Origin of the sequence: Mesorhizobium sp. M0239 (assembly GCF_040321815.1) — a bacterium.
Taxonomy (GTDB): domain Bacteria; phylum Pseudomonadota; class Alphaproteobacteria; order Rhizobiales; family Rhizobiaceae; genus Mesorhizobium.
Map to the genome: position 1 here is coordinate 173,086 of NZ_JAMYSG010000005.1, position 23,427 is coordinate 196,512.

The window sequence follows — 23,427 nt, forward strand, 5'->3', positions numbered from 1 at the left end:
TTATTTTTCTTACGAAATTCCGGACGAAAAACCGCTACACACTTTCCTGGAATTTCTATTCTGCCGGCTCCACATTGGTGTAGGCGGCTTCCTCCAACTCGCGCTTCAGCCGGGCTTCCTCGTGGGTCTTCGGCGTGACGAAGCGGCCAAGCAGGAGATAGGCGACCGGCGTCAGGAACAGCGTCGAGACGGTGGCCAGCCCCAGGCCGCCGACGATGACCCAGCCGAGCGCGACGCGCGCCTCGGCACCGGCGCCGCTCGCCAGCACCAGCGGCAGGCCGCCGAGCACGGTGCAGATCATCGTCATCATCACCGGCCGCACGCGGATGATCGAGGCCTGTTCGATCGCCTCGCGCACGCCAAGCCCGCGGTCGCGCAACTGGTTGGCGAATTCGACGATCAGGATGCCGTTCTTGGCCATGACGCCGACCAAAAGCACCAGGCCGATCTGGCTGTAGGCGTTGAGACTGGTGCCCGAGAGGAGAAGCGCGAAAATCGCACAGGCCAGCCCGAGCGGCACCGTCGCCATGATGATCACGGCGCTGACAAAACTTTCGAACTGGGCGGCCAGCACCAAAAGGATGATGACCAGCGCGAAGCCGAAAATGGTGACCATGGCGCTGTTGGTCTCGCCTAGCGTCGCCGCCTCGGCCAGGGGCAGGATGCGGCTGCCTGGCGGCAGCAGCGGTGTGGCGATTTGCTCGGCGCGGGTGAGCGCGTCGCCAAGCGCGAAGTCGCCGCTGAGGTTGGAGGTGATCGCCACAGAGGGCTGCTGCTGTTCGCGCGACAGCGACGGTGGCACGGCGCGTTCGGTCAGCGTTGCGATGGTCGACATCGGCACGAAACGTCCGTCGGCTGTTTTCAGGAAGATGTTTTCCAGATCCGTCGGATCGTTGATCGGATTGGTGGTCGAGACCAGCTTCACGCCGTAGCTGCGGTCGGCGATGTAGACGTCGACGACGTCGTTGCCGTCGAGCATGGCCTGCAAGGTGTTGGCCAGTCCTGATATGTCGATGCCGAGGTCGGAGGCGCGCTCGCGGTCGATGGCCACGGCTAGCTGCGGCTGCGTCGGGTCGATGGACAGGCGCGGTGTCTGGAAGCGCGGGTCCTTCTGCATCTCGGCGATGATCTTCACGGCGGCATCGCCGAGTGCCTTGCGGTCGTTGCCGACCAGCGCGAACTGCAGGCCGTTGCCGGCGCCACGGATACCGAGGCTGTTGGGCTGCACCGGGAAGATGCGCACGCTCGGCACCTGCCTGGTCAACTGGCTGATCTCGGCCATGATCTCCTGCTGGCTGCGGCTGCGCTCGTTCCACGGCGCCAGCGTCATCACCATGAAGCCGGAGTTGTAGGAGCCGTTCTGGCCGGCATTTTCGAAAGTGCTGCGGATCTCGCCGGAATCGCGCATCGGCTGGATCAGTCTCTCGATCTTCTGCATCTGCTGCGTTGTGTAGTCGAGGCTGACGCCTTGCGGGGCGCTGATGCGCAGAAGCACGGCGGCGCGGTCCTCGGTCGGCGTCAGCTCCTGGCGGATGGTGCCGAACAGCGTGAAGGCGGTGCCGGCGAACAGCACCGCGACCAGAAGCACGATCCATGGCGCGTCGAGGCAGGCGTGCAGGCTGCGCTTGTAGGCCGTATTGAGCGCGCCGCCGATGCGGGCGCCGATGCCATGGTCACCTTCGTGGTGGAGCGATGCGCTGGTCAGCATGCGCGAGGCGAGCATTGGGCACAGCGTCAGCGCCACCACGCAGGACAAGAGCACCGACATGGCAAGCACGAAGCCGAATTCGCGGAACAAGCCGCCGGTCTGGCCGGGCAGGAACGAGATCGGCACGAAGACGGCGACCAGCGTCAAGGTGGTGGCGATGACGGCGAAGAACACCTCCTGCGCGCCGAGCACGGCGGCGGCGCGCGGCCCCATGCCTTCGTTGCGTCGTCGCACGATGTTTTCGAGCACGACGATGGCGTCGTCGACGACCAGACCGGTCGCCAGCACCAGCGCGAGCAGGGTCAGGATGTTGACCGAGAAGCCGGCCAGATAGATGGCGGCGATGGTGCCGATCATGGCGACCGGCATCGACAGGCCGGGGATCAGCGTCGCACGCCAGTCGAGGAGAAACATGTAGATGACGATCAGCACCATGGTGACGGACAGGCCGAGCGCGATCTCGACCTCGTGCACCGCCCCCTTGACGAAGACAGCGTCGTCGCTGGTGATCTTGATCGACATGCCCTCGGGCAGGTTTTCCTGCAGCTTGGCGACGGCGGCCTGGACGCCGGTCGAGATGTCCAGCGTGTTCGATTCCGCCTGGCGGATGATGCCGATGCCGATGCCGGTCTTGCCGTCCGAGCGCAACGTGGTCTGGCCGACGTCGGGGCCGAGCGTGACGGTGGCGACATCGCGGATGCGCGTCGTGCCGCCGACAATTATGTTTTCGAACTCTTCAGGCGTGGTCACGTCGGCAGTCGTGCGGACGATCAGGTCCTGGTTGGTCGTGGTGATCGAACCGGCGGGGGAATCGAAGGCGACCGAGGCAAGGGCGGCCCTGAGGTCGGCGACCGTGAAGCCGAGGCTGGCCAGCTTGTTCTGGTCGACATCGATGCGGAAGATCTTGTCGCGGTCGCCATAGACCTGAACGTCGGCAACGCCGGGCACGGCGGCCAGCTCGTCCTCGATCTGGTCCTGGACCACCACGGTCATGTCCTGGATCGACATGTTGTCCGAGGTCACCGCCAGTCGCATCACCGCGTCGGAATTGGCGTCGGCCTTGACGATGCGCGGCGGATCGGCGGTGTCCGGCATCTGGTTGGCGACGCGGCCGACGGCATCACGCACGTCCGAGGCGGCGACATTCAGATCGACGCCATCGTTGAACTCGATGGTGACGCGGCTCGAGCCGAATGAGGAAGACGACGAGATCGACTTGACGCCGGAGACGCGGGCGACGGCGCCCTCGATGGTGTCGGTCAGTTCGCGATCGACGGTCTCGGCCGCCGCGCCCTCGAAGGTGGTGGAAACGGTGACCACCGCGCGATCGACGTCCGGCAGTTCGCGGATCTCGACGCCGTAGAAGGCGGCCAGGCCGGCGACCGCAATCAGTGTGTTCAGCACGAAGGCCATCACCGGCCTGCGGATGAACAGGGCGGTGAAGCCGGTCTCGCTGGCAGTGTTGGCGGGGCTGGTCATGTGCCTGCGGCGGCGTCCGCGGCGCGCTGCTCTTCGCCGGCGAGGCGGACCGCGCCGCCCTCGCTGACGCTCTGGGTGCCTTCTGTGACCACCATGTCGCCATTGTCGATCTCGGCGTCGATCAGCACGGTCTCGGTGTTGCGCTGTACGATGCGCACCGGGACCCGCCTGGCCTTGCCGTCCTCGATCTGCCAGACATAGGCGCCGTCCGCCCCCCACAGGATCGCCAGCGGGCTGACGGCCGGATAGGTTTGCCCCGGAAATTTCATGGTGATGCCGAACGACATGCCGGCGCGCAGTGAATCCGCCGGGTTGGCGATCTTGGCCTTGACCAGCAGGGTGCGGCTCTTTTCATCGATGTGGTTGTCAATGGCCGAAACGGTGCCGCTATAAGCATTGCTGGGATTGGCGATCGGCGTCGCCGTCAATTGTGCACCGATCTTGACGGCGGCAGCGAAGCGCTCGGGCACCAGGAAGTCGACCAGGATCGAGGACCGGTCGTCGAGCGTGGCGATGGCCGACTGGTTGGTGACATAATTGCCGGCCGAGATCGGCAGGATGCCGACGGTGCCGGCGATCGGCGCCAGAATCGACCGGCGCTGCAGTGCGAGTTCCGCATCCTGAAGCGCCAGCTTGGCGCCCGCCAGCACCACCTCGGCGTCAGCCACTGCGACTGGTGTCGCGGCATTGGAGGCACGAAGCGACCTGACACGGTCGAGTTTGGCCTGCGCATCCTGCAAGGCGAGCTTGGCGCGGTCCTGAGAGATCACTTCGGTCTCGGAATCCAGGGTGGCGAGAATCTGTCCCTTATCGACATGGCTGCCGGATTCGACCAGCAGTTCGGCGAGGCGGCCGGAGCTGTAGGGATTGACGGCCACCGAGGCGTTGGCACGGCCGGTGCCGATTGCCTGCAGGCGGTCGTTGATAACAGCCGAAGTGGCCGCAAGGGCGACCACGTTCACCCGCTGGTTGCCGCTATTGCGGCCGTTTGACTGCTTCGCGTTGGCGGCGCCGGTCTCAGCCGGGGGCGTTGCCGCGGAGGCCCAGTCGATGCCCCAGCGTGCCAGCACGTCCGGCGCGCCGGGATAAAAGCGCAGCCAGGCGGCTGCCGCCACCACCAGCACCACAAGTGCAAAAAGTATCTGTTTCCAGGCGGCCATCGGCACTCCGGTTGGTAAAACAATCCTTCCGTCTACCGGTTTCCCGAAATGAAGCAGACGCAGCGAGGCTATTGTAAGGCAAAGAAGCCGCCTCGATATCGCGTCTTTATGACAATTCTCCGGGGGCTGCGCACATTAAATATATGTAACGTTTGAGAAAATATGCATAACGCTTTGGATCATCACACAGGCACTAACGCAGACTTTCCATCTCGCGAATGCGTTTGGCGCCTTCTGCTTCCAGTTGCCTGGTGACGGCGCCGATCAGCGTTTCGGCGACGACGAAAAGGGCAGCCGAAGAGTCCCATGCCGACGGCACCGCGGTTCGTCCGGCGATAACATGACGAGCAAAGCGGGCGATCGGCGACAGCCACTGGTCGGTGAACAGCACGATCTGGACGCCACGCTGATGCGCCTTTTCGGCGAAGCGGACGAGGCTGTCCTGGTAGCGCCTGATGTCGAAGATCACCAGCACGTCGCGCTTGCCCATGTCGATCAATCGGTCGCGCCACATGCTCTCCTGCCCGGCGAGGTGAAAGACATCCGGCTGGATGACAGCGAGGTGGGCGGCCATGTAGCGCGCCAGCGGATCGGTGAAGCGGCCGCCGATCAGGAAGGTCTTGCCGCGCCGGTCCGCTAGCCGGGCGGCGATGTCGGCAAGCTGCCTGTCGGACAGGTGTCTGAACGTCTCGCGCATGTTGTCGAGCGTCGCTTCCAGCATCGGTGACACCGTCCCACCACCAGGCGAGGGCGGATTGAGCGTCCTTGTCGCCGGCGATTGCAGTTGCGCCGCCAGTTCGTCCTGCAGGCTCGACTGGAATTCCGGATAGTTCTGAAAACCCAGCCGGGCGACGAAACGCAGGATCGTCGGCGAGGAGACGCCCGCCGCGGCCGAGAATTCAGCGACCGTTTTCAGGCCGATCATCGGATAGTTGGCGATCAGTGTCTGGGCCGCGCGCCGTTCGCCGGCCGGCATCGTGCCGAGGCGATCGGCGATCAGTTCGGCAATGCTGGAAATCATGTTTTCCCCACCCCTGGCCCGGCCGAAGGCCTTTTCCGAGATCGCATTTGACAAAGCCGGACAAACTGTATGAAATCATCCACAGGGACGCAATGAGGCAAAATACGTAACATACGATACAGCGCTCCCCGGGGACGGCACAGTATGGAGAAAGCACGGCCCGCCAGCTTTGCATCGTCTGATACCGTAAGGGTGACGAACCCCGGCGGATCGAGCCCTTTCGTGCTGACTTGCGATCACGCCTCGAACTTCCTGCCGGCCGAATTCGGTACGCTCGGCCTTGCCGCCGAGGACCTGTCCCGTCACATCGCCTGGGATCCCGGCGCGCTGCCGGTTGCCCGCCGCATGGCGCAGGCGCTCGACGCGACGCTGGTGGAAACTCGTATTTCTCGCCTTGTCATCGACTGCAACCGGCCACTCGACGCGCCCGACCTGGTACCGCCGGTCAGTGAGACAACGGCCATACCGGGCAATGCCGGCCTGTCGGAGAGCGAGCGGGCGGCGCGTGTTGCCCTGTCATGGCAGCCGTTCCACAACACGATTGCCGGTATCATCGACAACAGGCTGTCACAGGGTCAGCAAACCCGGCTGGTTTCGGTCCACTCCTTCACGCCGGTCTACAAGTCCATGAGCCGGCCCTGGCATATCGGCATCATCCACGACGAGGATCGCCGGCTGGCGGCGCCGCTGATATCGGCGCTGAAGCGGCTTGCCGGCGTCACCGTCGGCGTCAACGAGCCTTATTCGCCTGATGACCGCGTCTATTTCACGCTGGAACGGCATGCGCGCTCGCGCGGCCTGCCCTGCGCGATGATCGAAATCCGCAACGACGAAATCGCCGGCGAGACCGGGCAGCGGAAATGGGCGGATCTGCTCACGGGCATTTTTTCGGATCTGGAGCCAGAGGAGGCCGGATATTCCAGATCGCATTCAGTCGGAAAGTCAGTTCAATCGGCCAATTAGAACCACAGGGGAATGAAAATGGCAGGACCGGATTATACGGACGTTGACAAGAAGGAGGACCTGAAGGTTCTCCATGGCATGGGCTATGCCCAGGAACTGTCGCGAAGCATGAGCCGCTTCTCGAATTTCGCGATATCGTTCTCGATCATCTGCATCCTTTCGGGCGGCATCAACTCCTTCGCGCAAGCCACATCGTCGATCGGCGGCGCAGGTGCGGGCATCGGCTGGATCGTCGGCTGCTGCGTGTCGGGCTTCTTCGCCCTTGCCATGGCGCAGATCGCCTCGGCATTTCCGACCGCCGGCGGCCTCTATCACTGGTCGTCGATCCTCGGCAACCGCTTCACCGGCTGGCTGACGGCCTGGCTAAACCTGTTCGGCCTGATCACCGTGCTCGGCGCCATCAACATCGGCACCGCTTTCTTCTTCGTTGGAACGTTCGGAAGCTGGTTTGGCATCACCGGCACGCCGGGCGAAATCGTCGGGTTCGTCGCCTTCATCACCGTGCTGCAGGCGCTGTTCAACCATTTCGGCATCAAACTGACGGCAATGCTCACCGATGCTTCGGGCTTTCTTATCCTGGGCGCAACAGCAGTGCTGATCGTGGCCTGCCTGGTGTTCGCACCGGCAATCGACATCAGCCGGCTGTGGACGTTCACCAACTATTCAGGCGATGCGGGCGGCGGTGTTTTTCCGCAAACCGACTCCATGAGCTACCTGTTCCTGCTCTGCCTGCTTCTGCCCGTCTATACCATCACCGGCTATGACGCCTCGGCCCACACCTCCGAGGAGACCGTCAAGGCAGCACACTCCGTCCCGCGGGCGATCGTTTCGTCGGTGCTGTGGTCGTCGCTGATCGGCTGGGTGATGCTGTGCGCAATCGTTCTCGCGATCCCGGACCTGGCTGCCGGCGCCAAGCAGGGATGGAGCGTATTCTTCTCGACAATGGATGCAATCCTGCCGGTGTGGCTGAAGGAACTGCTTTATTTTGCAATCCTGATCTCGCAATTCCTCTGCGGCCTCGCCACCGTGACCTCGGCTTCGCGCATGCTGTTCGCCTTCTCTCGCGACGGCGGCATGCCTGTTGGCTCCGCGGCTCTCGCCAAGGTCAACCCGACCTGGCGCACGCCGGTCAATGCGATCTGGACGGCCGCGATCCTCGAGATCCTTTATGTGTTCCTTGCCCAGTTTATTTCGATCGGCGGCACCAACATCTACACCATCGTCGTCAATTCGACGCTGGTGTTCCTGTTCCTGTCGTTCACCATCCCGATCGCACTCGGCATGGTCGCATTCGGCACGGCCAAGTGGCCCAATCCTGGCCCGTGGAACCTGGGCGCCGGACTGTTCAAGCTCTTCTGTGCGCTGTCGATTGTCGGCATGGTGATCATCTTCTACATCGCCATCCAGCCGCCGAACGACAAGGTGCTTTACATCACCATAGGCTTCATCTTGCTGACCGCCGTGCTTTGGTTCGGTTTCGAGAACCGCCGCTTCCAGGGTCCGCCGATCGGTGACCAGATTGCCAAACGCCAGGCCGCGATCAGGGCAGCCGAGGTGGCTATCGGCGAAGCTGGCGCCTGATATCGCCCTATATGGCCATGGCCGGCCTCGCGCCGGCCATGGCTACGTTTATCCCTTTCAATCGACAAGTGCTGGAGTGCCAAAGGAATGGCCGGAAATTTCTCGTTCGATCAGTTGAAGAAAGCGGTCTCCAGCGGTGAGATCGACACCGTGCTGGCCTGCATCGTCGACATGCAGGGACGGTTGGCGGGAAAACGCTTCCTGGCGCAGTACTTCATCGATTCCGCGCATGACGAAACGCATGGCTGCAACTATCTGCTGGCGGCCGACATCGATATGGAACCGGTGCCGGGCTACAAGGCCGCGAGCTGGTCAAAGGGCTATGGCGATTTCGTCATGAAGCCGGATCTCGCCACGCTGCGGCGCATTCCCTGGCTGGAAAAGACCGCACTCGTGATCTGCGACGTGCTCGACCACCACACCCATGATGACCTGCCGCACTCGCCGCGCGCCATCCTGAAGAAGCAGGTCAAGCGGCTGAGCGAGCGCGGCTATATCGGCTATTTCGCTTCCGAGCTCGAATTCTATCTGTTCAACGAGACATACGATTCTGCCCGAAAGAAGCACTGGCAGGGTCTCGACACCGCATCGCCCTATATCGGCGACTACCAGATCGGCATCACCACCAAGGAAGAAGGCGTCATGCGCCGGCTTCGCAATGAGATGGAAGCGGCCGGCATCCCGATCGAAAATTCCAAGGGCGAGTGGGGTCCGGGCCAGGAAGAGATCAATGTGCGCTATGCCGAGGCGCTCGACATGGCCGACCGCCACGTCATCCTGAAGAACGGCGCCAAGGAAATCGCCGAGTCCGAGGGCAAGGCGATTTCGTTCATGTCCAAGTATAATTACGGGCTCGCCGGCAATTCCAGCCACATCCACAATTCGCTGTGGAGCGCCGACGGCAAGACACCGCTGTTCTTCGACAAGACGGCCGACTGGACGCTGTCGACGCTTGGCCAGCAATGGGCCGCCGGCCAGCTCAAATACGCCAAGGAATTCACCTGGTTCCTGGCGCCCTATATCAACTCCTACAAGCGCTTCCAGGCCGGCACCTTCGCGCCGACTAAGATCATGTGGAGCGAGGACAACCGTACCGCCGGCTTCCGCCTGTGCGGCGAGGGCACCAAGGGCATCCGCATGGAATGCCGCATCGGCGGCGCCGACCTCAACCCGTATCTTGCGTTCGCCGCGCTGATCGCCGCAGGCCTCGCGGGCATCGACGAGAAGCTGGAATTGCAGAAGCCGTTCGTCGGCGATGCCTATCAGGCATCGCGCCTGCCGGAGATCCCGAAGACGCTCCGCGATGCGACCGAGACGCTGGCGAAGTCGAAGATGCTGAGGCAGGCGCTCGGCGAGGATGTGCTCGAACACTATGTCCACACCGCAAAGTGGGAGCAGTTCGAATACGACCGCCGCATTACGGATTGGGAACTGCACAGAGGGTTCGAGCGGTACTAGTTATCGACTGTTCGTCGGCGCCGTCGGCGCCGTCCCTTACCCTTCCTCTCCGTGTGAAGAAAACGGAGAGGAGGCGAAGACGCTGGAGCTCCATCCTTCTCCCCGTCACTATGCGGGGAGGGGTGCCGGCAGGCGGATTAGGGGCAGCGTCAGCCCTTTGTTGTAGAATGCGAGGACTTCCAAAATGACCGAAACGGTCAAACTCATATCCCCCATCGATGGCTCGATCTATGCCGAGCGGCCGATCGCGACCGACCAAGCGATCAACGCCGCGGTCGAGCGTGCCAAGGCGGCGCAGGAGAAGTGGGCTGAGACGCCGATCGTCGAGCGCGGCAAGTTTATGCTGGCCATGCTGGAAGCGCTGGTCGCGATGACCGACGAGATCGTGCCGGAGATCGCCTGGCAGATGGGGCGCCCGGTGCGTTATGGCGGCGAGTTCGGTGGCGTCAAGGAGCGCACCACCTACATGGTCGAGATCGCCGAGGCGGCGCTCAAGGCGGTGCCGGCCTCCAACCCGAAGGACGGCTTCCGTCGCTATGTGAAGAAGGATCCGCTTGGCGTGGTCATGGTGATCGCGCCGTGGAACTATCCCTACCTCACCGCCGTCAACACCATCGTGCCGGCGCTGATGGCCGGCAACACCGTGGTCCTCAAGCATGCGGCGCAGACGCTGCTGGTCGGCGAGCGCTTTCAGCAGGCTTTCGACAAAGCGGGCCTGCCCAAGGGCGTATTCCAGAATGTCGTGCTCAACCATGCCCAGACCGAGAAACTGCTCGGCTCGGGCAAGATCGACCATGTCAATTTCACCGGTTCGGTCGGCGGCGGCCGTGCCATCGAAAAGGCCGCGGCCGGGACCTTCATGACGCTCGGCCTCGAACTTGGCGGCAAGGATCCGGCCTATGTGCTGCCCGACGCCAAGATGGACCATGCGGTCGCCAATCTGGTCGACGGCGCCTTCTACAATTCCGGCCAGTGCTGCTGCGGCATCGAACGTGTCTACGTGCACGAGAAGGTCTATGACGAATTCGTCGAAGGCTTCATCGCCGAGACCAAGAACTATGTCGTCGGCAACCCGCTCGACCAGGCGACGACGATGGGACCGATGGCGCAGGCGCGCTTCGCCGACCTGATCCGCGAACAGAAGGCCGAAGCGCTGCGCAAGGGTGCCAAGGCGCACATCAATATGAAGGTGGCTAACGACAAGGCGGGTTCGCCCTATCTGGCGCCGGAAGTGCTGACAGAAGTCGACCATCAGATGAGCGTCATGCGTGAGGAAAGCTTTGGCCCGATCGTCGGCATCATGAAGGTGCGCAACGACGAAGAGGCGATCGCGCTGATGAACGACAGCCCCTACGGGCTGACCGCTTCGATCTGGACGCGCGATACCGAGCATGCGGTGGCGATCGGCAACCGCGTCGAAACCGGCACGGTGTTCATGAACCGCTGCGACTATCTTGACCCGGCCTTGGTCTGGACCGGCGTCAAGGACACCGGCAAGGGTGCGGGCTTGTCGGCCATCGGCTACGATAATCTGACCCGGCCGAAATCTTTCCATCTGCGCGAAGCCATCTGATTTATTGAAAGACAAAAATGTCCAAGCTGATCTCCAAATGGAACTATCCCACCACCGTCCGCTTCGGCGCCGGTCGCATCAAGGAATTGCCCGAGGTATTGACGGCCACCGGCATCAAGCGGCCGTTGTTCGTCACCGATCCGGGCCTGGCGAAACTGCCGGTCGTCGCCTCGACCTTGAAGATCCTCGACGATGCGAAGGTCCCTTACGGCGTTTTCTCCGAGGTCAGGCCGAACCCGGTCGAATCCAACCTGACCGCCGGCATCGCCGTGTTCAAGAAGGGCAAGCATGACGGCGTCATCGCCTTCGGCGGCGGCTCGGCGCTCGATCTTGGCAAGCTGATCGCCTTCCAGGCCGGGCAGACGCGGCCGGTGTGGGATTTCGAGGATGTCGACGACTGGTGGACGCGCGCCAACTCGGATGCCATCGCGCCGATCATCGCCGTGCCGACCACCGCCGGGACCGGATCGGAGGTTGGCCGCGCCGGCGTCATCACCAATGAGGCCACGCACACCAAGAAGGTCATCTTCCATCCCAAATTGTTGCCGGCTATCGTCATTGCCGATCCGGAGCTTTCGGTCGGCATGCCGGGCTTCATCACCGCCGGTACCGGCATGGATGCGCTGGCCCATTGCCTCGAAGCCTATTGCGCGCCCGGCTACCATCCGATGGCCGACGGCATTGCTGTCGAAGGTGTCCGGCTGGTCTTCGAGAACCTGCCCAAGGCCTATGCCAACGGCAGGGATCTCGTTGCGCGCGCCCATATGATGAGCGCCGCTGCCATGGGCGCCACCGCCTTCCAGAAAGGGCTCGGTGCCATCCATTCGCTTTCGCACCCTGTCGGCGCGCTCTACGATACCCATCACGGTATGACCAACGCGGTGTTCATGCCCTATGTTCTGGCCTTCAACCGGGACTCCATCGAGGAGCGTATTGGCCGGCTCGCCGCCTATTGCGGCATCAAGGGCGGCTTCGACGGCTTCGCCAAAGCCATCATCAAGCTGCGCAAGGAATTGAAGGTGCCGCATGCGCTGCCGGGCCTTATCAAGGGGCTCGACATGGACAAGAAACGTAAGGCGCTGATCGCCGACATGGCGGTGGTCGATCCGACCGCCGGCGGCAACCCGGTCAAGCTGACCAAGAAGGCGGCGCTGACCTTGCTCGAAAACGCCATCGCCGGCACGATCTGAGGCGTTTTCCGCACGCAAAGTGATCTGAAAAGGGGCTATGAAAACAAAGGGGGAGGATGACGGGCAAGGCAGAAATTAGTTAGCCGGAAAAAGAATCCCGAAGCGATTGCTACATCAGGTTAAAAAGAGTTTACTTTTTCGCACTGCGAGCAGCCGCTTTCACAAAGCTTTCATCTGGCTGTCACATGAAAACGATACCGCATCGCAGGCGTCCAACGGCGTCAGTTCAACGGAGAGAACACATGTTCAAATTCACGGGGAAAGTGCTTTCCCTTTCGGCCGCGGCGCTTTTCGCGTCGACGGTGATTTCGTCCGCGGATTCGCTGGACGATCTCGTCAAGGCCGCCAAGGCGGAAGGCCAGCTCACCACCATCGCGCTGCCGCATGACTGGTGCGGTTACGGTGACGTCATCGCCGGCTTCAAGGCGAAGTATCCGGAAATCACCGTCAACGAACTCAATCCCGATGCCGGTTCCGGCGACGAGATCGAGGCGATCAAGGCCAACAAAGACAACAAGGGCCCGCAGGCGCCTGACGTCATCGACGTCGGCCTGTCCTTCGGTCCGACCGCCAAGGCCGATGGCCTGATCCAGCCCTACAAGGTGTCGACCTGGGACTCGATCCCCGACAGCGCCAAGGATGCCGAAGGCTTCTGGACCGGCGACTATTACGGCGTGCTTTCCTTCCAGGTGAACAAGGACCTCGTCAAGGAAGCTCCGGCCGACTGGGCCGACCTGCTGAAGCCGGAATTCGCCAACTCGGTAGCCCTTGCCGGTGATCCGCGTGCCTCGAACCAGGCGATCCAGGCGGTTTATGCCGCCGGCCTGTCGTCAGGCGCCGCCGCCGGTGAGGCTGCCGGCACCGCGGGCCTCGACTTCTTCAAGAAGCTCAATGCCGCCGGCAATTTCGTGCCGGTCATCGGCAAGGCCGCGACGCTAGCCCAGGGCCAGACCCCGATCCTCGTCACCTGGGACTACAACGCGCTCGCCGGCCGCGACACGCTGAAGGGCAATCCGCCCGTCGACGTCGTCGTGCCGAAGACCGGTGTTGTCGCCGGTGTCTATGTGCAGGCGATCAGCGCCTACGCGCCGCATCCGAATGCAGCCAAGCTCTGGCTCGAATACCTCTACTCGGACGAAGGCCAGATCGGCTGGCTGAAAGGCTATTGCCACCCGATCCGCTTCAACGATCTCGCCAAGAACGGCAAGATCCCGGCTGACATCCTCGCCAAGCTGCCGCCGGCCGAAGCCTATGCTTCCGCCGTGTTCCCGACGCTTGACGAGCAGGGCAAGTCCAAGGAAGCCATCACCAAGAACTGGGATGCCGTCGTCGGCGCCAACGTCAAGTAACTCACACCATGCCGGGCGGCCTCGCGGCCGCCCGGTCCTTCTCTCGAAGACGGTAGCCGGCGCATGACCGATATCTCATTGTCCGACCACGCTGTTACCGGGAAGACCGCGCCTCCCGCCGAGGCACGCAGCATGCGGCTGCCGACCCAGTGGCTTGGCGTTGCACCGTTCTTCATCTTCGCCATCATGTTCCTCATCCTGCCCACGCTCTATCTGATGCTGGGTGCATTCCAGAACGATGCCGGCGAATTCACTCTCGAAAACATCGCAGCGCTGGCGCAACCGTCCATCGTTGCCGCCTACTGGATTTCTATCAAGATCAGTCTTGCTTCATCGCTGATTGGCGCATTCGCGGGCCTGGCGATTGCCATTGCCATCGTGCGCGGTGGCCTGCCGGACTGGATACGTTCGGCGACACTGACGTTTTCCGGCGTGGCCTCCAATTTTGCCGGCGTGCCGCTGGCCTTTGCCTTCCTCGCCACGCTCGGCCGCCTCGGCCTTGCGACGGTGATCCTGAACACCGTGTTCGGCCTTAACATCTACGCGCATGGCTTCAACATCCTGTCATTCTGGGGCCTGACACTGACCTATGTCTATTTCCAGATACCGCTGATGGTGGTGATCATCGTGCCAGCCATCGACGGGCTGAAGAAGGAATGGGGCGAGGCAGCCGCGACGCTGGGCGCGACCATGTCCCAGTACTGGCGCATGGTGGTCATTCCGGTGATCTGGCCGAGTTTCCTCGGCACCGTGATCCTGTTGTTCGCCAACGCCTTCGGCGCCATCGCCACCGCCTATGCGCTGACCGGCTCGTCGCTCAACATCGTGCCGATCCTGCTTTATGCACAGATCCGTGGAGATGTGCTGCACAATGCCCATCTCGGCTATGCCATCGCCTTCGGCATGATCGTCATCACCGGTCTTGCCAATGTGTTCTACATCTGGTTCCGGACCCGTTCCGAGAGGTGGCTGAAATGAAGTCGGGAAAGTTCTGGGCCTGGCTCGTCTTCGCTCTTGGCGCGGCCTACTTTTTCATCCCGCTGATCGCGACCGTGGAGTTCTCGATGCGCATGCGGCGCGGGGAGTACTCCTTCGACGCCTACAAGGTCGTGTTGGGCGACGCCCGTTTCCAGGCCACCTTCGGCTATTCGGTACTGGCCGCCGTTTTCACCATCATTCTCGGTGTGCTGATCGTGGTGCCCGCCGCTTATTGGATCCGGCTTCGGCTGCCGCAATTGCGGCCGATCGTCGAGTTCATTACCCTGCTGCCGCTGGTTATCCCAGCCATCGTCATCGTCTTCGGCTACATCAGAATGTACGGGTCGAATTCGCCGCTGCCGTTTCTGGCGACCGATACAGGCACCAATGCCTTGTTGGTCATCGGCTATGCGACACTGGCGCTGCCCTATATGTATCGCGCCGTCGACACCGGGCTTCGCACAATCGACGTGCGCACTTTGACGGAAGCGGCCCAGATCCTTGGGGCTGGCTGGGGCACCATCATCACCCGTGTCATCCTGCCCAACGTGCTGATCGCGGTGCTCTCGGGCGCCTTCCTCACCTTCGCCATCGTCATCGGCGAATTCACCATGGCCAGCCTGCTCAACCGGCCTGCCTTCGGCCCTTATCTGCAGAATATTGGTGCCAACCGCGCCTATGAGCCGGCGGCACTTGCCATCATCGCCTTCGCCATCACCTGGGGCTGCATGTCGCTGATCCAGATACTGTCCCGCTTCGCGCCGAGATCCGCGAACCGTCCCAACTGATCGAAAAGTACTGATCGAAAGAAGAACGCCATGGCCGACCCCTTCCTCTCCATCCAGCACGTTCGAAAATCCTTCGGCGCCACCACGGTCGTGGAGGATTTCAATCTTGACGTCGAGCGTGGTGAATTCGTCTCCTTCCTCGGTCCGTCCGGTTGCGGCAAGACCACCGTGTTGCGCATGGTCGCCGGTTTCGAGGAGCCGAGCGCGGGCGCGATCGTCGTCGGCGGCAAGGACATTACGAGGCTGAAGCCCAACCAGCGCAATGTCGGCATGGTGTTCCAGGCCTATGCGCTGTTCCCGAACCTGACCGTGGCGCAGAATATCGGCTTCGGCCTGAAGGTCGCCGGCATGCCGAGGGCCGATATCGATGCCCGCGTCGCCGAGATGCTCGGCATCATCAAACTGCCGCAGATGGCGGATCGCTATCCCTACCAGCTCTCGGGCGGCCAGCAGCAACGCATCGCGCTGGCCCGCGCCATCGCGCCGAAGCCGAAGCTCTTGCTGCTCGACGAGCCGCTGTCGGCGCTCGATGCCAAGGTGCGTGTGTCGCTGCGCGAGGAAATCCGCTCGATCCAGAAGAAGCTCGGCATCACAACCATTTTCGTGACGCACGACCAGGAAGAGGCGCTGTCGATCTCCGACCGCATCGCCGTCATGTATGGCGGCAAGGCCGAGCAGGTCGGCACGCCGTTCGAGATCTACAACCGCCCGGCGACCAAGTTTGTCGCCAATTTCGTCGGCACGCTGAACGTGCTGGAAGGCACCGTCACCGATGCGGCTGCAGGCACGGTGCGGGTCAATTCCGAACAGGTCTCGCTTAAGGGCAAGCTCAACGGTTCCAAGTCAGGCGACACGCTGTCGCTGGCGTTGCGGCCTGAGGCAATCTCGCTCGGACGACAGCCCGGCCGCGATTCCAGCCTTTCGGGAGAGATATCCGAGGTGCATTTCCTCGGCTCGGTCATCCGGGTTCGTGTCGGCATCGGCGGCAACACGGTCTCGCTCGACACCTTCAACAGCCCGGCGACACCGCCCCCCGCAGTCGGTGAAAAGGCCGAGATCTCGTTCTCGTCGAGCGATATGCTGGTGCTTCACTAGGCTGATGCGCTTGTTCAAAATGAATGGCTGCATCCCGGTCTGCGAAGACGGGAGGATGCTTCCGTCCGCGTGGCATGGGCTGCAATGCAGGGTTTAAGCGAGCCCTCTATCGGTGATTTCGATGTCAGTGCGGTCGGCGCATTTGTCGATTTGGCAGGGCATCGGCGGAAGGCAATTCGAGGCATATTCCCATCGGCTCGAGCTTGCTGGCCAATCAACAGTTTCCAGCCGCTTTGCCACTGCCAGCGTCTCGCTTCCCGGCTATAACAGGCCATGGCGCTTTTCGAACTGACACTCGTTCTGCTGTTGATCGCCGTTGCGCTGACGGCGCTGTCGCGGCGCGTGCAGGTTCCCTATCCCTCTTTGCTGGCGCTGGCAGGGGTGGCCATCGCCTTCGTGCCTGGCGTCCCGACCATAGAGATCGATCCGGAACTGGCGCTAGCCCTGTTCATCGCGCCGGTGCTGCTCGATGCCGCCTATGATACCTCGCTGCGCGATCTCAACCGTTACAGGGTGCCGCTTGTGCTGCTGGCGCTTGGTGCCGTCCTTTTCACGACAGCGACGGTCGCGCTTGCCGGCTGGGCGATGGCAGGTCTGCCGATCGCCGCGGCCATAGCGCTTGGCGCCATCGTGGCGCCGCCCGATGCGGTTGCAGCATCGGCCGTGCTTGGCCAGTTCAAGGTCCCGCATCGCATCACTGCCATTCTGCAAGGCGAGAGCCTGCTTAACGACGCCACCGCGTTGCTGATCTACCGGATGGCGATTTCGGCGGCAGCAGGTTCCATTCTGCTGAGCAGCGCCGTTCCGATGATCCTGCTGTCCACGCTCGGCAGTCTTGCGGCCGGCTACCTGCTTGGCCGGGTGTCTCTGATGACGCTGGGCCGCATCGAGGACCCGGCGAGCGGCACTGTGGTGCAATTTGCCGGCACATTCGGGGTCTGGATCCTGGCCGACAGGATCGGACTGTCGGCCATCATCACCATAGTCGTCTATGCCATGACGATCGCCCGCACCGCGCCGCGCCGCATGCCGGCCAGAAACCGCATCAGCTCTTATTCGGTCTGGGAAACGGCGGTGTTCGTGCTCAATGTCCTGGCTTTCGTGCTGATGGGCCTGCAGGCACGTACGATCGTCGGCCGGCTTGCCGGGCAGGGGCAGACCGATGCGTTCGTCCTGGCCGGGACAGTGCTTGCCATCGTCATCGTCTCACGCCTCATCTGGGTGCTGGGGTGCGGCGCGATCATCAGGTGGTTTGACCGTTCCGGCGGAGCTGATCGTCAGCGTGACGCACCGTCGTTTCGGGGCGGCGTGCTGATCGGCTGGTGCGGGATGCGCGGTTTGGTGACGCTTGCGGCGGCATTCGCCCTGCCGGCTGAATTCCCGGCCCGCGACCCGATCGTGCTCGCTGCCTTCACGGTCGTGCTCGGCACGCTGGTGCTGCAAGGCATGAGCCTGAAGCCGCTGCTGCGCCTGCTAAATCTCGACCCTGACGAAACGGTCGACCGCGAGGTTGCGCAGGCACGCGTCGTGGTCATGCAGGCCGCGCTCGACATATTGGGCGGCAAGACATCGGACGCGGCGGCCGCGGTGCGCGAGCAATATGCCGCTCAACGCAAGATCGCCAAAAATCCCGACGATGCCCAGGCAGCGACCGAATATGACCGCTTGCGTCTTTATGCGATCAAGAGCCAGCGCGACGCGCTGGAGGAATTGCGCCGCAACGGGACGATTGGCGACGAAGCCTATCATCGCCTTGAGGAAGAGATCGACTGGACCGAACTGGCGGCGTCGCCACCCGGCCGGTTCCAGCCGCTGAGTACATAAGGCATCGCACGCCGTTTTCCGGCGCACGGAAGATACCGAAGTGCTTCGGGATCGGTGCATGATCCCGGTGAAGCAAGGCTGGTCCAAGCCACGTCCATTCTCCTGCACATTGCAACCGTGGCATCGAACCGCTACTGCCAACACGAAATTGAGCCGGATAAGCAATGAAGCTGGTCAGCTACAACATCCAGTACGGGTTCGGCGGCGACGGCCGCTACGATCTTTCGCGCGCCGCGCGCATCGTTGCCGGCGCCGACATCATTGCGCTTCAAGAGGTGGAGCGGAATTGGCAGCGCAGCAATTTCGATGATCAGCCGGAGCTGCTTTCCCGTCTGCTGCCCGAACATCACTGGGTTTACGGCCCGGCCTTCGACATGGATGCCAGCGAAAGGCGCGACGGCCGTCTGGTCAATCGGCGCCGCCAGTTCGGCACCATGGTGCTGTCGAAACTGCCGATCGTCTGGTCGCGGCTGCATGCGCTGCCGATGCGCCGCACGCAGCGGCCGCTCAACACCCGCAACGCCGCGCTTGAATGCATGATCCGCACGCCGGCAGGGCCGGTGCGGGTGTTGTCGCTGCATCTCGCCCACATCGCGGCCGAGGAGCGGCTGGAGCAGATCGACTATCTCTTGGCCGAGCATCGCCGGGCACCGTCCGATGGCGGGCCGTGGAGCGGCGTCGACGACGAGCCCACGCGCAACTGGACCAGCGGCGAAGCGGAACCGGAAAACCCGCTGGCGGCGATCTGGATGGGTGATTTCAACATGGAGCCGGGCAGCGCCGAATATCGCCGCATCGTCGGCAGCACGCCCTACCATCGGGGTGCCGCCTATCTTGATGGTTTCGTCGATGCCGCCGCCGTTGCCGGGGAGCCGGTTCCGGACTTCCACACCCATGTGAAGACCATCGACGGCAAGCTGGCAAAGCGCCGGCTCGACCATTGTTTCGTCGGCGGCGTGTTCGCCGGGCGGGTGCGTTCGATCAGTGCCGACATCGGCGAGGTTGCGTCGGATCATTTTCCGCTACGGGTCGACATCGACCTGGAAACGCCCGGAATTGCCACATGACGCTTTTCGTCTTCTTCGCAGTGCTTGCCGCCGCCGCCATGCACGCGATCTGGAACGCGCTGGTCAAGGTCCATCTCGACCGCTTCCTGTCGATCACGCTGATGACGCTCGGCATGGGCGCTGCGGCCCTCGTGGTGCTGCCTTTCGTCGAAGTGCCGAAGGCGGAAGTGTGGCCCTACATCATCGCCTCGGTCATTTTCCACATGGGCTACCGGACGTTCCTGATCGGCGCCTACAAGGCCGGCGATTTCGCACAGACCTATCCGCTGGCGCGGGGCACAGCACCTCTGCTCTCGGCCTTTGGAGGCATGTTCGTCGTTGCCGAAATCCCCGGCCCGTTCGCCATGCTCGGCATCTTCCTGTTGTCGGCCGGCACGCTGGTGATGTCGTTTCGCGGCGGCGCGCATCTGGAGAAGCTCAATCTGCGCGCGGTCGGCTTCGCGCTGGGCACCTCTATCTTCATCGCCAGCTACACGCTGTCCGACGGTAGCGGCGCGCGGCTGGCGGCAACCGCGCAGAGCTATGCAGCCTGGCTGTTTATCTGCGATGCTTTTGGCGCCTTGGTGCTGTGCCTCATCTTCCGCGGGCCGAAGGCGCTGCCGGTGCTGGCGCGCGACTGGAAGGCAGGGCTGTTCACCGGCGTGCTCAGCGGTGCCGCCTACTGGATCGTCATGTGGGCGATGACCAAGGCGCCGATCGCTTCGGTGGCATCGCTGCGTGAAACCTCGATCCTGTTTGCCATGATGATCTCGGTCTTCGCTCTCGGCGAAAAAATGACCGGCTGGCGCGGTGCTGCCGCGCTCAGCATCGTGGCCGGCGTCGTCGCGCTGAGGCTTGGTTAGGCGCCGCTCAGGTCAGGACCGTCATCACCTGGCCACGTCGTTCCGGGCTGAAGCGGATGACGATGATGATGCAGACGGCGACCACGCCTGCGAACAGCGCCAGGGCATAGCCATAGCTGCCTCCGGCGCTTTCAGCGATTCCTGCTTGATAGGGGCCGCCATAGGACGCGGCGAGATTGCCCGCCTGATAGATAAAGCCGGGCAAGGTCGCCCGCACCGCGCCGGGCGAAAGCTCGTTGAGGTGCACGGGGATGACGCCCCAGGCACCCTGGACCGCGACCTGCATGACGAAGGCGCCGATGGCGAGCATGAACGGCGTGGTCGAGTAGGCCCATAGCGGGATGGACGGCAAGGCGATCAGGCATGCCAGCGTGATGGCGTTGACGCGGCCGATCTTCTCCGACAGCGCGCCGAATGCCAGGCCACCGACGATGGCGCCGATATTGGCAACGATGGTGATCCAGCTCACTGTGTGCGGATCAAAGCCATGCTGCTTCTTCAGGAAGGTCGGATAAAGATCCTGCGTGCCATGGCTGAAGAAATTGAAGAACATCATCAGCACGACGGCATAGAGCGCGACGCCCCAGTGTTTCTGCAGGGTTTCCCACATGCCCGGTCTCGCGGTCTTCTGCGCTTCGACGAAGGCCGGCGATTCCGGCACATGCGAGCGGATGAAGAGCACGATCAGCGCCGGCACGAAGCTGAGCAGGAACATGGCACGCCAGCCGATCGTGTAGCCGCCGATCGTCTGCTGATAGAGCAGACCATAGACCACCGCCGCCAGCAGATAGCCGGCCGGATAGCCGCATTGCAGGATGCCGGAGACCATGCCGCGTGCGCTCGGCGGAATGGACTCCATGGCCAGCGAACTGCCAAGCCCCCATTCGCCGCCCATGGCGATGCCGAACAAAGCACGCAGGGCGAGGAATATGCCGAGATTGGGCGAGAAGGCGGCCAGCGCGCCAATCACCGAATAGCTGACGATGTTGAGCATGAGGATCGGCTTGCGCCCGTATTTGTCGGCAAGCATGCCGAAGAAGAACGCGCCGATGAAGCGTGTCGCCAAGGTCAGGAACAGCGCCTTGGAGACCGCGGGCACGTCGGCGTGGAATTCGGTCGCGATATCGGTGAGCAGGAATGTCAGAAGGAAGAAATCGAAAGCATCGAGCGTCCAGCCCAGGAATGAGGCAAGGACGGTCTTCTTCTGCTGCGAATTAAGGGGCAAATCTTCCTCCATCATCATCGATGGGGGGAATTATCGGCCAGTTCAGGGAAGACCGGTGGTCACGTTTTCGCGTGGCTCATTTGATCGAACGCCCGCAGGAATGGCGGAAGGTGCGATGAGACCGACCGGTGCCATCTGTCGATGAACTCGATCGTGGCTTGAGGGTAGGTTTAGATTTCGAGATCAAACACCAGCAGTCCGTCCGTGCCGCCTTCCAGGGCAGCGACCAGGCGCGCGCCGGCGCGCTGGTGCGCTTCATGCACAAGATAGGCATCGCGCGCGGCAGCATCGCGGAAATCGATGGTGAAGCCGTGGGTGAAGCCGCGTGCGAACGGCTCCGGGCTGACATTGGCGCTGAATTTTACTGCGTCCATGCCGTCGATCACCTGTCGCAGCGCCTCGAGATCGGCATGGATCGCCGTGCGCTCGGTGGCGTCGACATCGTTGCGCAGCTTGACGAAAACACAGTGCCTGATCATGTCTTACTCCTCAGTGGCTAAGCAGCCCGGTTTCCGGAAAACACCGCCGGCGGCAGCGGCTCGCGGCCAAGGACCAGGTCGGCGCCCTTTTCACCGACCATGATGGTCGGCGCATTGGTGTTGGATGAAGGCACGCGCGGCATCACCGAGGCGTCGCAGACGCGCAGGCCCTCGATGCCGCGCAGCCGCAGATCCGGCGTCACGACAGCCATATCATCATGGCCCATGCGGCAGGTGCCGACCGGATGGTGGTCGGTCTTGGAACTGCGGCAGGCATAGTCGAACAGCTCGTCGTCGCTGGCGAGTGACGGGCCGGGCAGCACCTCGCGCAGCACGTAAGGGGCAAGCGCCTTCTGCCGCATGATCTCGCGGGCCAGCCGCAGCCCCTTGATCGACATGGCGCGGTCATAGGGATCGGACCAATAGTTCGGATCGATCAGCGGGTGGTCGGCCGGGTCGGCACTCTTCAGCCGGACCGTGCCGCGCGAACGCGGACGCAGGAAAGCCGAGTTCAGGGTGACGCCAGGGTTTTTCAGCTTCTCGACGCCGGCTTCGATGCCGGAACCCAAGCCGAGATGAAACTGGATGTCGGGCGAGGCGGCGGTCGGGTCGGCGTACCAGAAGCCGCCGGTCTCGAACAGGCTGGAGGCCACCGGCCCTTTCTTCAGCAGCAGATACTGCAGGCCGGCCCAGGCCGTGCGGTGCAGCTTGGCGTAGTTGTCATAGGTGTGATCGCCCGTACATTCGGCGATGACGAACAGATCAAGATGGTCCTGCATGTTGGAGCCGACGCCGGGCAGGTCGTGCACCGGCGTGACGCCGACCGACTTCAGATGGTCGGCGGGGCCGATGCCCGACTGCATCAAGAGTTTCGGCGAGCCGATGGCGCCGGACGAGACGATCACCTCGCGCTCGGCGCGCAGGATTTTCTTCTCGCCGCCCGGTCTGTCGACAATTTCGACGCCGATGGCGCGGCCCTTCTGGACGACGATGCGCGTCACCAGCACATCGGTTCGGACGGTCAGGTTCTTGCGGGCGCGGATCGGCCTCAAATAGGCGACTGAAGCGGACGAGCGCCGGGCATCCTTCTGGGTCAGCTGGTAATAGCCGACGCCTTCTTGGGCAGCGCCGTTGAAGTCCGGGTTGAAGGGGATGCCCATCTGCTGCCCGGCACGGAAATAGGCCTCGCAGATCGGCAGCGGCGCAATCGGGTTCGAGACGCCGAGCGGGCCCTGGTCACCGTGAAAATCGTTGGCGTAGCGCTGGTTGTTCTCAGCGCGCTTGAAATAGGGCAATACATCGCGATAGCCCCAGCCGGCGAGGCCTTCTTCCTTCTCCCAGTCGTCGTAGTCGCGGGCGTTGCCGCGCGTGTAGATCTGGGCATTGATGGACGAGCCGCCGCCGACCACCTTAGCCTGCGTGTACCAGAAGACGCGGTCCTTCATATGACTCTGCGGCACGGTCGACCAGCCCCAGGAAGCAATACCCTTGGTCATCTTGGCAAAGCCGGCAGGCATGTGGATATAGGGATGCCAGTCCTTGCCGCCGGCTTCCAGCAGCAGGACCGAATTTGCCGGATCCTCGCTCAATCGGTTGGCCAGAACGCAGCCGGCCGGACCGGCGCCCACGATGATGTAGTCGGTCATG

Annotated in this window: 18 protein-coding genes; 12 read left to right on the forward strand and 6 right to left on the reverse strand. The window is 62.9% G+C overall.

Translation table 11 applies throughout. The features are described 5' to 3' along the window. Nucleotides 1-55: 55 nt before the first annotated feature. The 3 genes from NKI99_RS06750 to NKI99_RS06760 all read right to left on the reverse strand — a co-directional run bounded on the left by NKI99_RS06750 (nucleotide 56) and on the right by NKI99_RS06760 (nucleotide 5,368). Nucleotides 56-3,187, reverse strand: coding sequence for an efflux RND transporter permease subunit (locus NKI99_RS06750; RefSeq protein ID WP_352610292.1), 3,132 nt, complete (start codon nucleotides 3,185-3,187; stop codon nucleotides 56-58). After that, a complete protein-coding gene (locus tag NKI99_RS06755; RefSeq protein ID WP_023810106.1) occupies nucleotides 3,184-4,347 on the reverse strand; it encodes an efflux RND transporter periplasmic adaptor subunit in 1,164 nt (387 codons plus the stop codon). Before NKI99_RS06755 ends, NKI99_RS06750 begins: the two co-directional genes overlap by 4 nt. Before the next feature lie 193 nt (nucleotides 4,348-4,540). Further along, nucleotides 4,541-5,368, reverse strand: coding sequence for a MurR/RpiR family transcriptional regulator (locus NKI99_RS06760; protein ID WP_023810105.1), 828 nt, complete (start codon nucleotides 5,366-5,368; stop codon nucleotides 4,541-4,543). Nucleotides 5,369-5,512: 144 nt separating this feature from the next. Here NKI99_RS06760 and NKI99_RS06765 point away from each other — a divergent pair, with 144 nt between their 5' ends. The 12 genes from NKI99_RS06765 to NKI99_RS06820 all read left to right on the forward strand — a co-directional run bounded on the left by NKI99_RS06765 (nucleotide 5,513) and on the right by NKI99_RS06820 (nucleotide 20,076). Further along, entirely contained in the window at nucleotides 5,513-6,331 is an 819-nt protein-coding gene (locus NKI99_RS06765; RefSeq protein ID WP_352610295.1) for an N-formylglutamate amidohydrolase, read from the forward strand. An 18-nt stretch (nucleotides 6,332-6,349) separates the two neighbouring features. After that, nucleotides 6,350-7,912 (forward strand): amino acid permease, encoded by a 1,563-nt coding sequence (locus NKI99_RS06770; protein ID WP_023810103.1) that lies wholly within the window; start codon nucleotides 6,350-6,352, stop codon nucleotides 7,910-7,912. Between the two features lie 87 nt (nucleotides 7,913-7,999). Then, nucleotides 8,000-9,370: a glutamine synthetase family protein gene (locus NKI99_RS06775; protein WP_352610298.1), complete on the forward strand. Its 1,371-nt coding sequence runs from the start codon at nucleotides 8,000-8,002 to the stop codon at nucleotides 9,368-9,370. A 184-nt stretch (nucleotides 9,371-9,554) separates the two neighbouring features. After that, entirely contained in the window at nucleotides 9,555-10,943 is a 1,389-nt protein-coding gene (locus tag NKI99_RS06780) for an aldehyde dehydrogenase family protein (protein ID WP_023810101.1), read from the forward strand. 17 nt (nucleotides 10,944-10,960) lie between these two features. Then, a complete protein-coding gene (locus NKI99_RS06785) occupies nucleotides 10,961-12,133 on the forward strand; it encodes an iron-containing alcohol dehydrogenase (RefSeq protein WP_352554230.1) in 1,173 nt (390 codons plus the stop codon). 242 nt (nucleotides 12,134-12,375) lie between these two features. After that, nucleotides 12,376-13,482 (forward strand): ABC transporter substrate-binding protein, encoded by a 1,107-nt coding sequence (locus tag NKI99_RS06790; protein WP_127290572.1) that lies wholly within the window; start codon nucleotides 12,376-12,378, stop codon nucleotides 13,480-13,482. A gap of 63 nt (nucleotides 13,483-13,545) precedes the next feature. Continuing rightward, nucleotides 13,546-14,460, forward strand: coding sequence for an ABC transporter permease (locus NKI99_RS06795; protein WP_023810098.1), 915 nt, complete (start codon nucleotides 13,546-13,548; stop codon nucleotides 14,458-14,460). Further along, complete coding sequence (locus tag NKI99_RS06800) at nucleotides 14,457-15,248, forward strand: ABC transporter permease (RefSeq protein WP_023759707.1); 792 nt, start codon at nucleotides 14,457-14,459, stop codon at nucleotides 15,246-15,248. The genes NKI99_RS06795 and NKI99_RS06800 overlap by 4 nt, the downstream gene beginning before the upstream one ends. 30 nt (nucleotides 15,249-15,278) lie before the next feature. Then, the gene (locus NKI99_RS06805; RefSeq protein ID WP_352610301.1) at nucleotides 15,279-16,343 is read left to right on the forward strand and encodes an ABC transporter ATP-binding protein; all 1,065 of its coding nucleotides are present in this window, start codon (nucleotides 15,279-15,281) and stop codon (nucleotides 16,341-16,343) included. A gap of 273 nt (nucleotides 16,344-16,616) precedes the next feature. Next, nucleotides 16,617-18,167: a cation:proton antiporter gene (locus NKI99_RS06810; protein WP_352610303.1), complete on the forward strand. Its 1,551-nt coding sequence runs from the start codon at nucleotides 16,617-16,619 to the stop codon at nucleotides 18,165-18,167. Nucleotides 18,168-18,331: 164 nt separating this feature from the next. Further along, nucleotides 18,332-19,234 carry an endonuclease/exonuclease/phosphatase family protein gene (locus NKI99_RS06815; RefSeq protein ID WP_023810095.1) on the forward strand — a complete coding sequence of 301 codons (903 nt, stop codon included), beginning with the start codon at nucleotides 18,332-18,334 and terminating at the stop codon, nucleotides 19,232-19,234. Further along, the gene (locus NKI99_RS06820; RefSeq protein ID WP_013529691.1) at nucleotides 19,231-20,076 is read left to right on the forward strand and encodes an EamA family transporter; all 846 of its coding nucleotides are present in this window, start codon (nucleotides 19,231-19,233) and stop codon (nucleotides 20,074-20,076) included. The genes NKI99_RS06815 and NKI99_RS06820 overlap by 4 nt, the downstream gene beginning before the upstream one ends. 7 nt (nucleotides 20,077-20,083) lie before the next feature. On the opposite strand, the gene NKI99_RS06825 is transcribed toward NKI99_RS06820, so the two are convergent. The 3 genes from NKI99_RS06825 to NKI99_RS06835 form a co-directional block, all read right to left on the reverse strand. Then, nucleotides 20,084-21,319, reverse strand: a complete 1,236-nt coding sequence (locus NKI99_RS06825; protein ID WP_031212831.1) for an MFS transporter — start codon at nucleotides 21,317-21,319, stop codon at nucleotides 20,084-20,086. Between the two features lie 152 nt (nucleotides 21,320-21,471). After that, on the reverse strand, nucleotides 21,472-21,780 hold the full coding sequence (locus NKI99_RS06830; RefSeq protein ID WP_023810093.1) for a Dabb family protein: 309 nt from the start codon (nucleotides 21,778-21,780) through the stop codon (nucleotides 21,472-21,474). A gap of 17 nt (nucleotides 21,781-21,797) precedes the next feature. Beyond that, on the reverse strand, nucleotides 21,798-23,426 hold the full coding sequence (locus tag NKI99_RS06835; RefSeq protein ID WP_023810092.1) for a GMC family oxidoreductase: 1,629 nt from the start codon (nucleotides 23,424-23,426) through the stop codon (nucleotides 21,798-21,800). Between the last annotated feature and the right edge of the window lies 1 nt (nucleotide 23,427).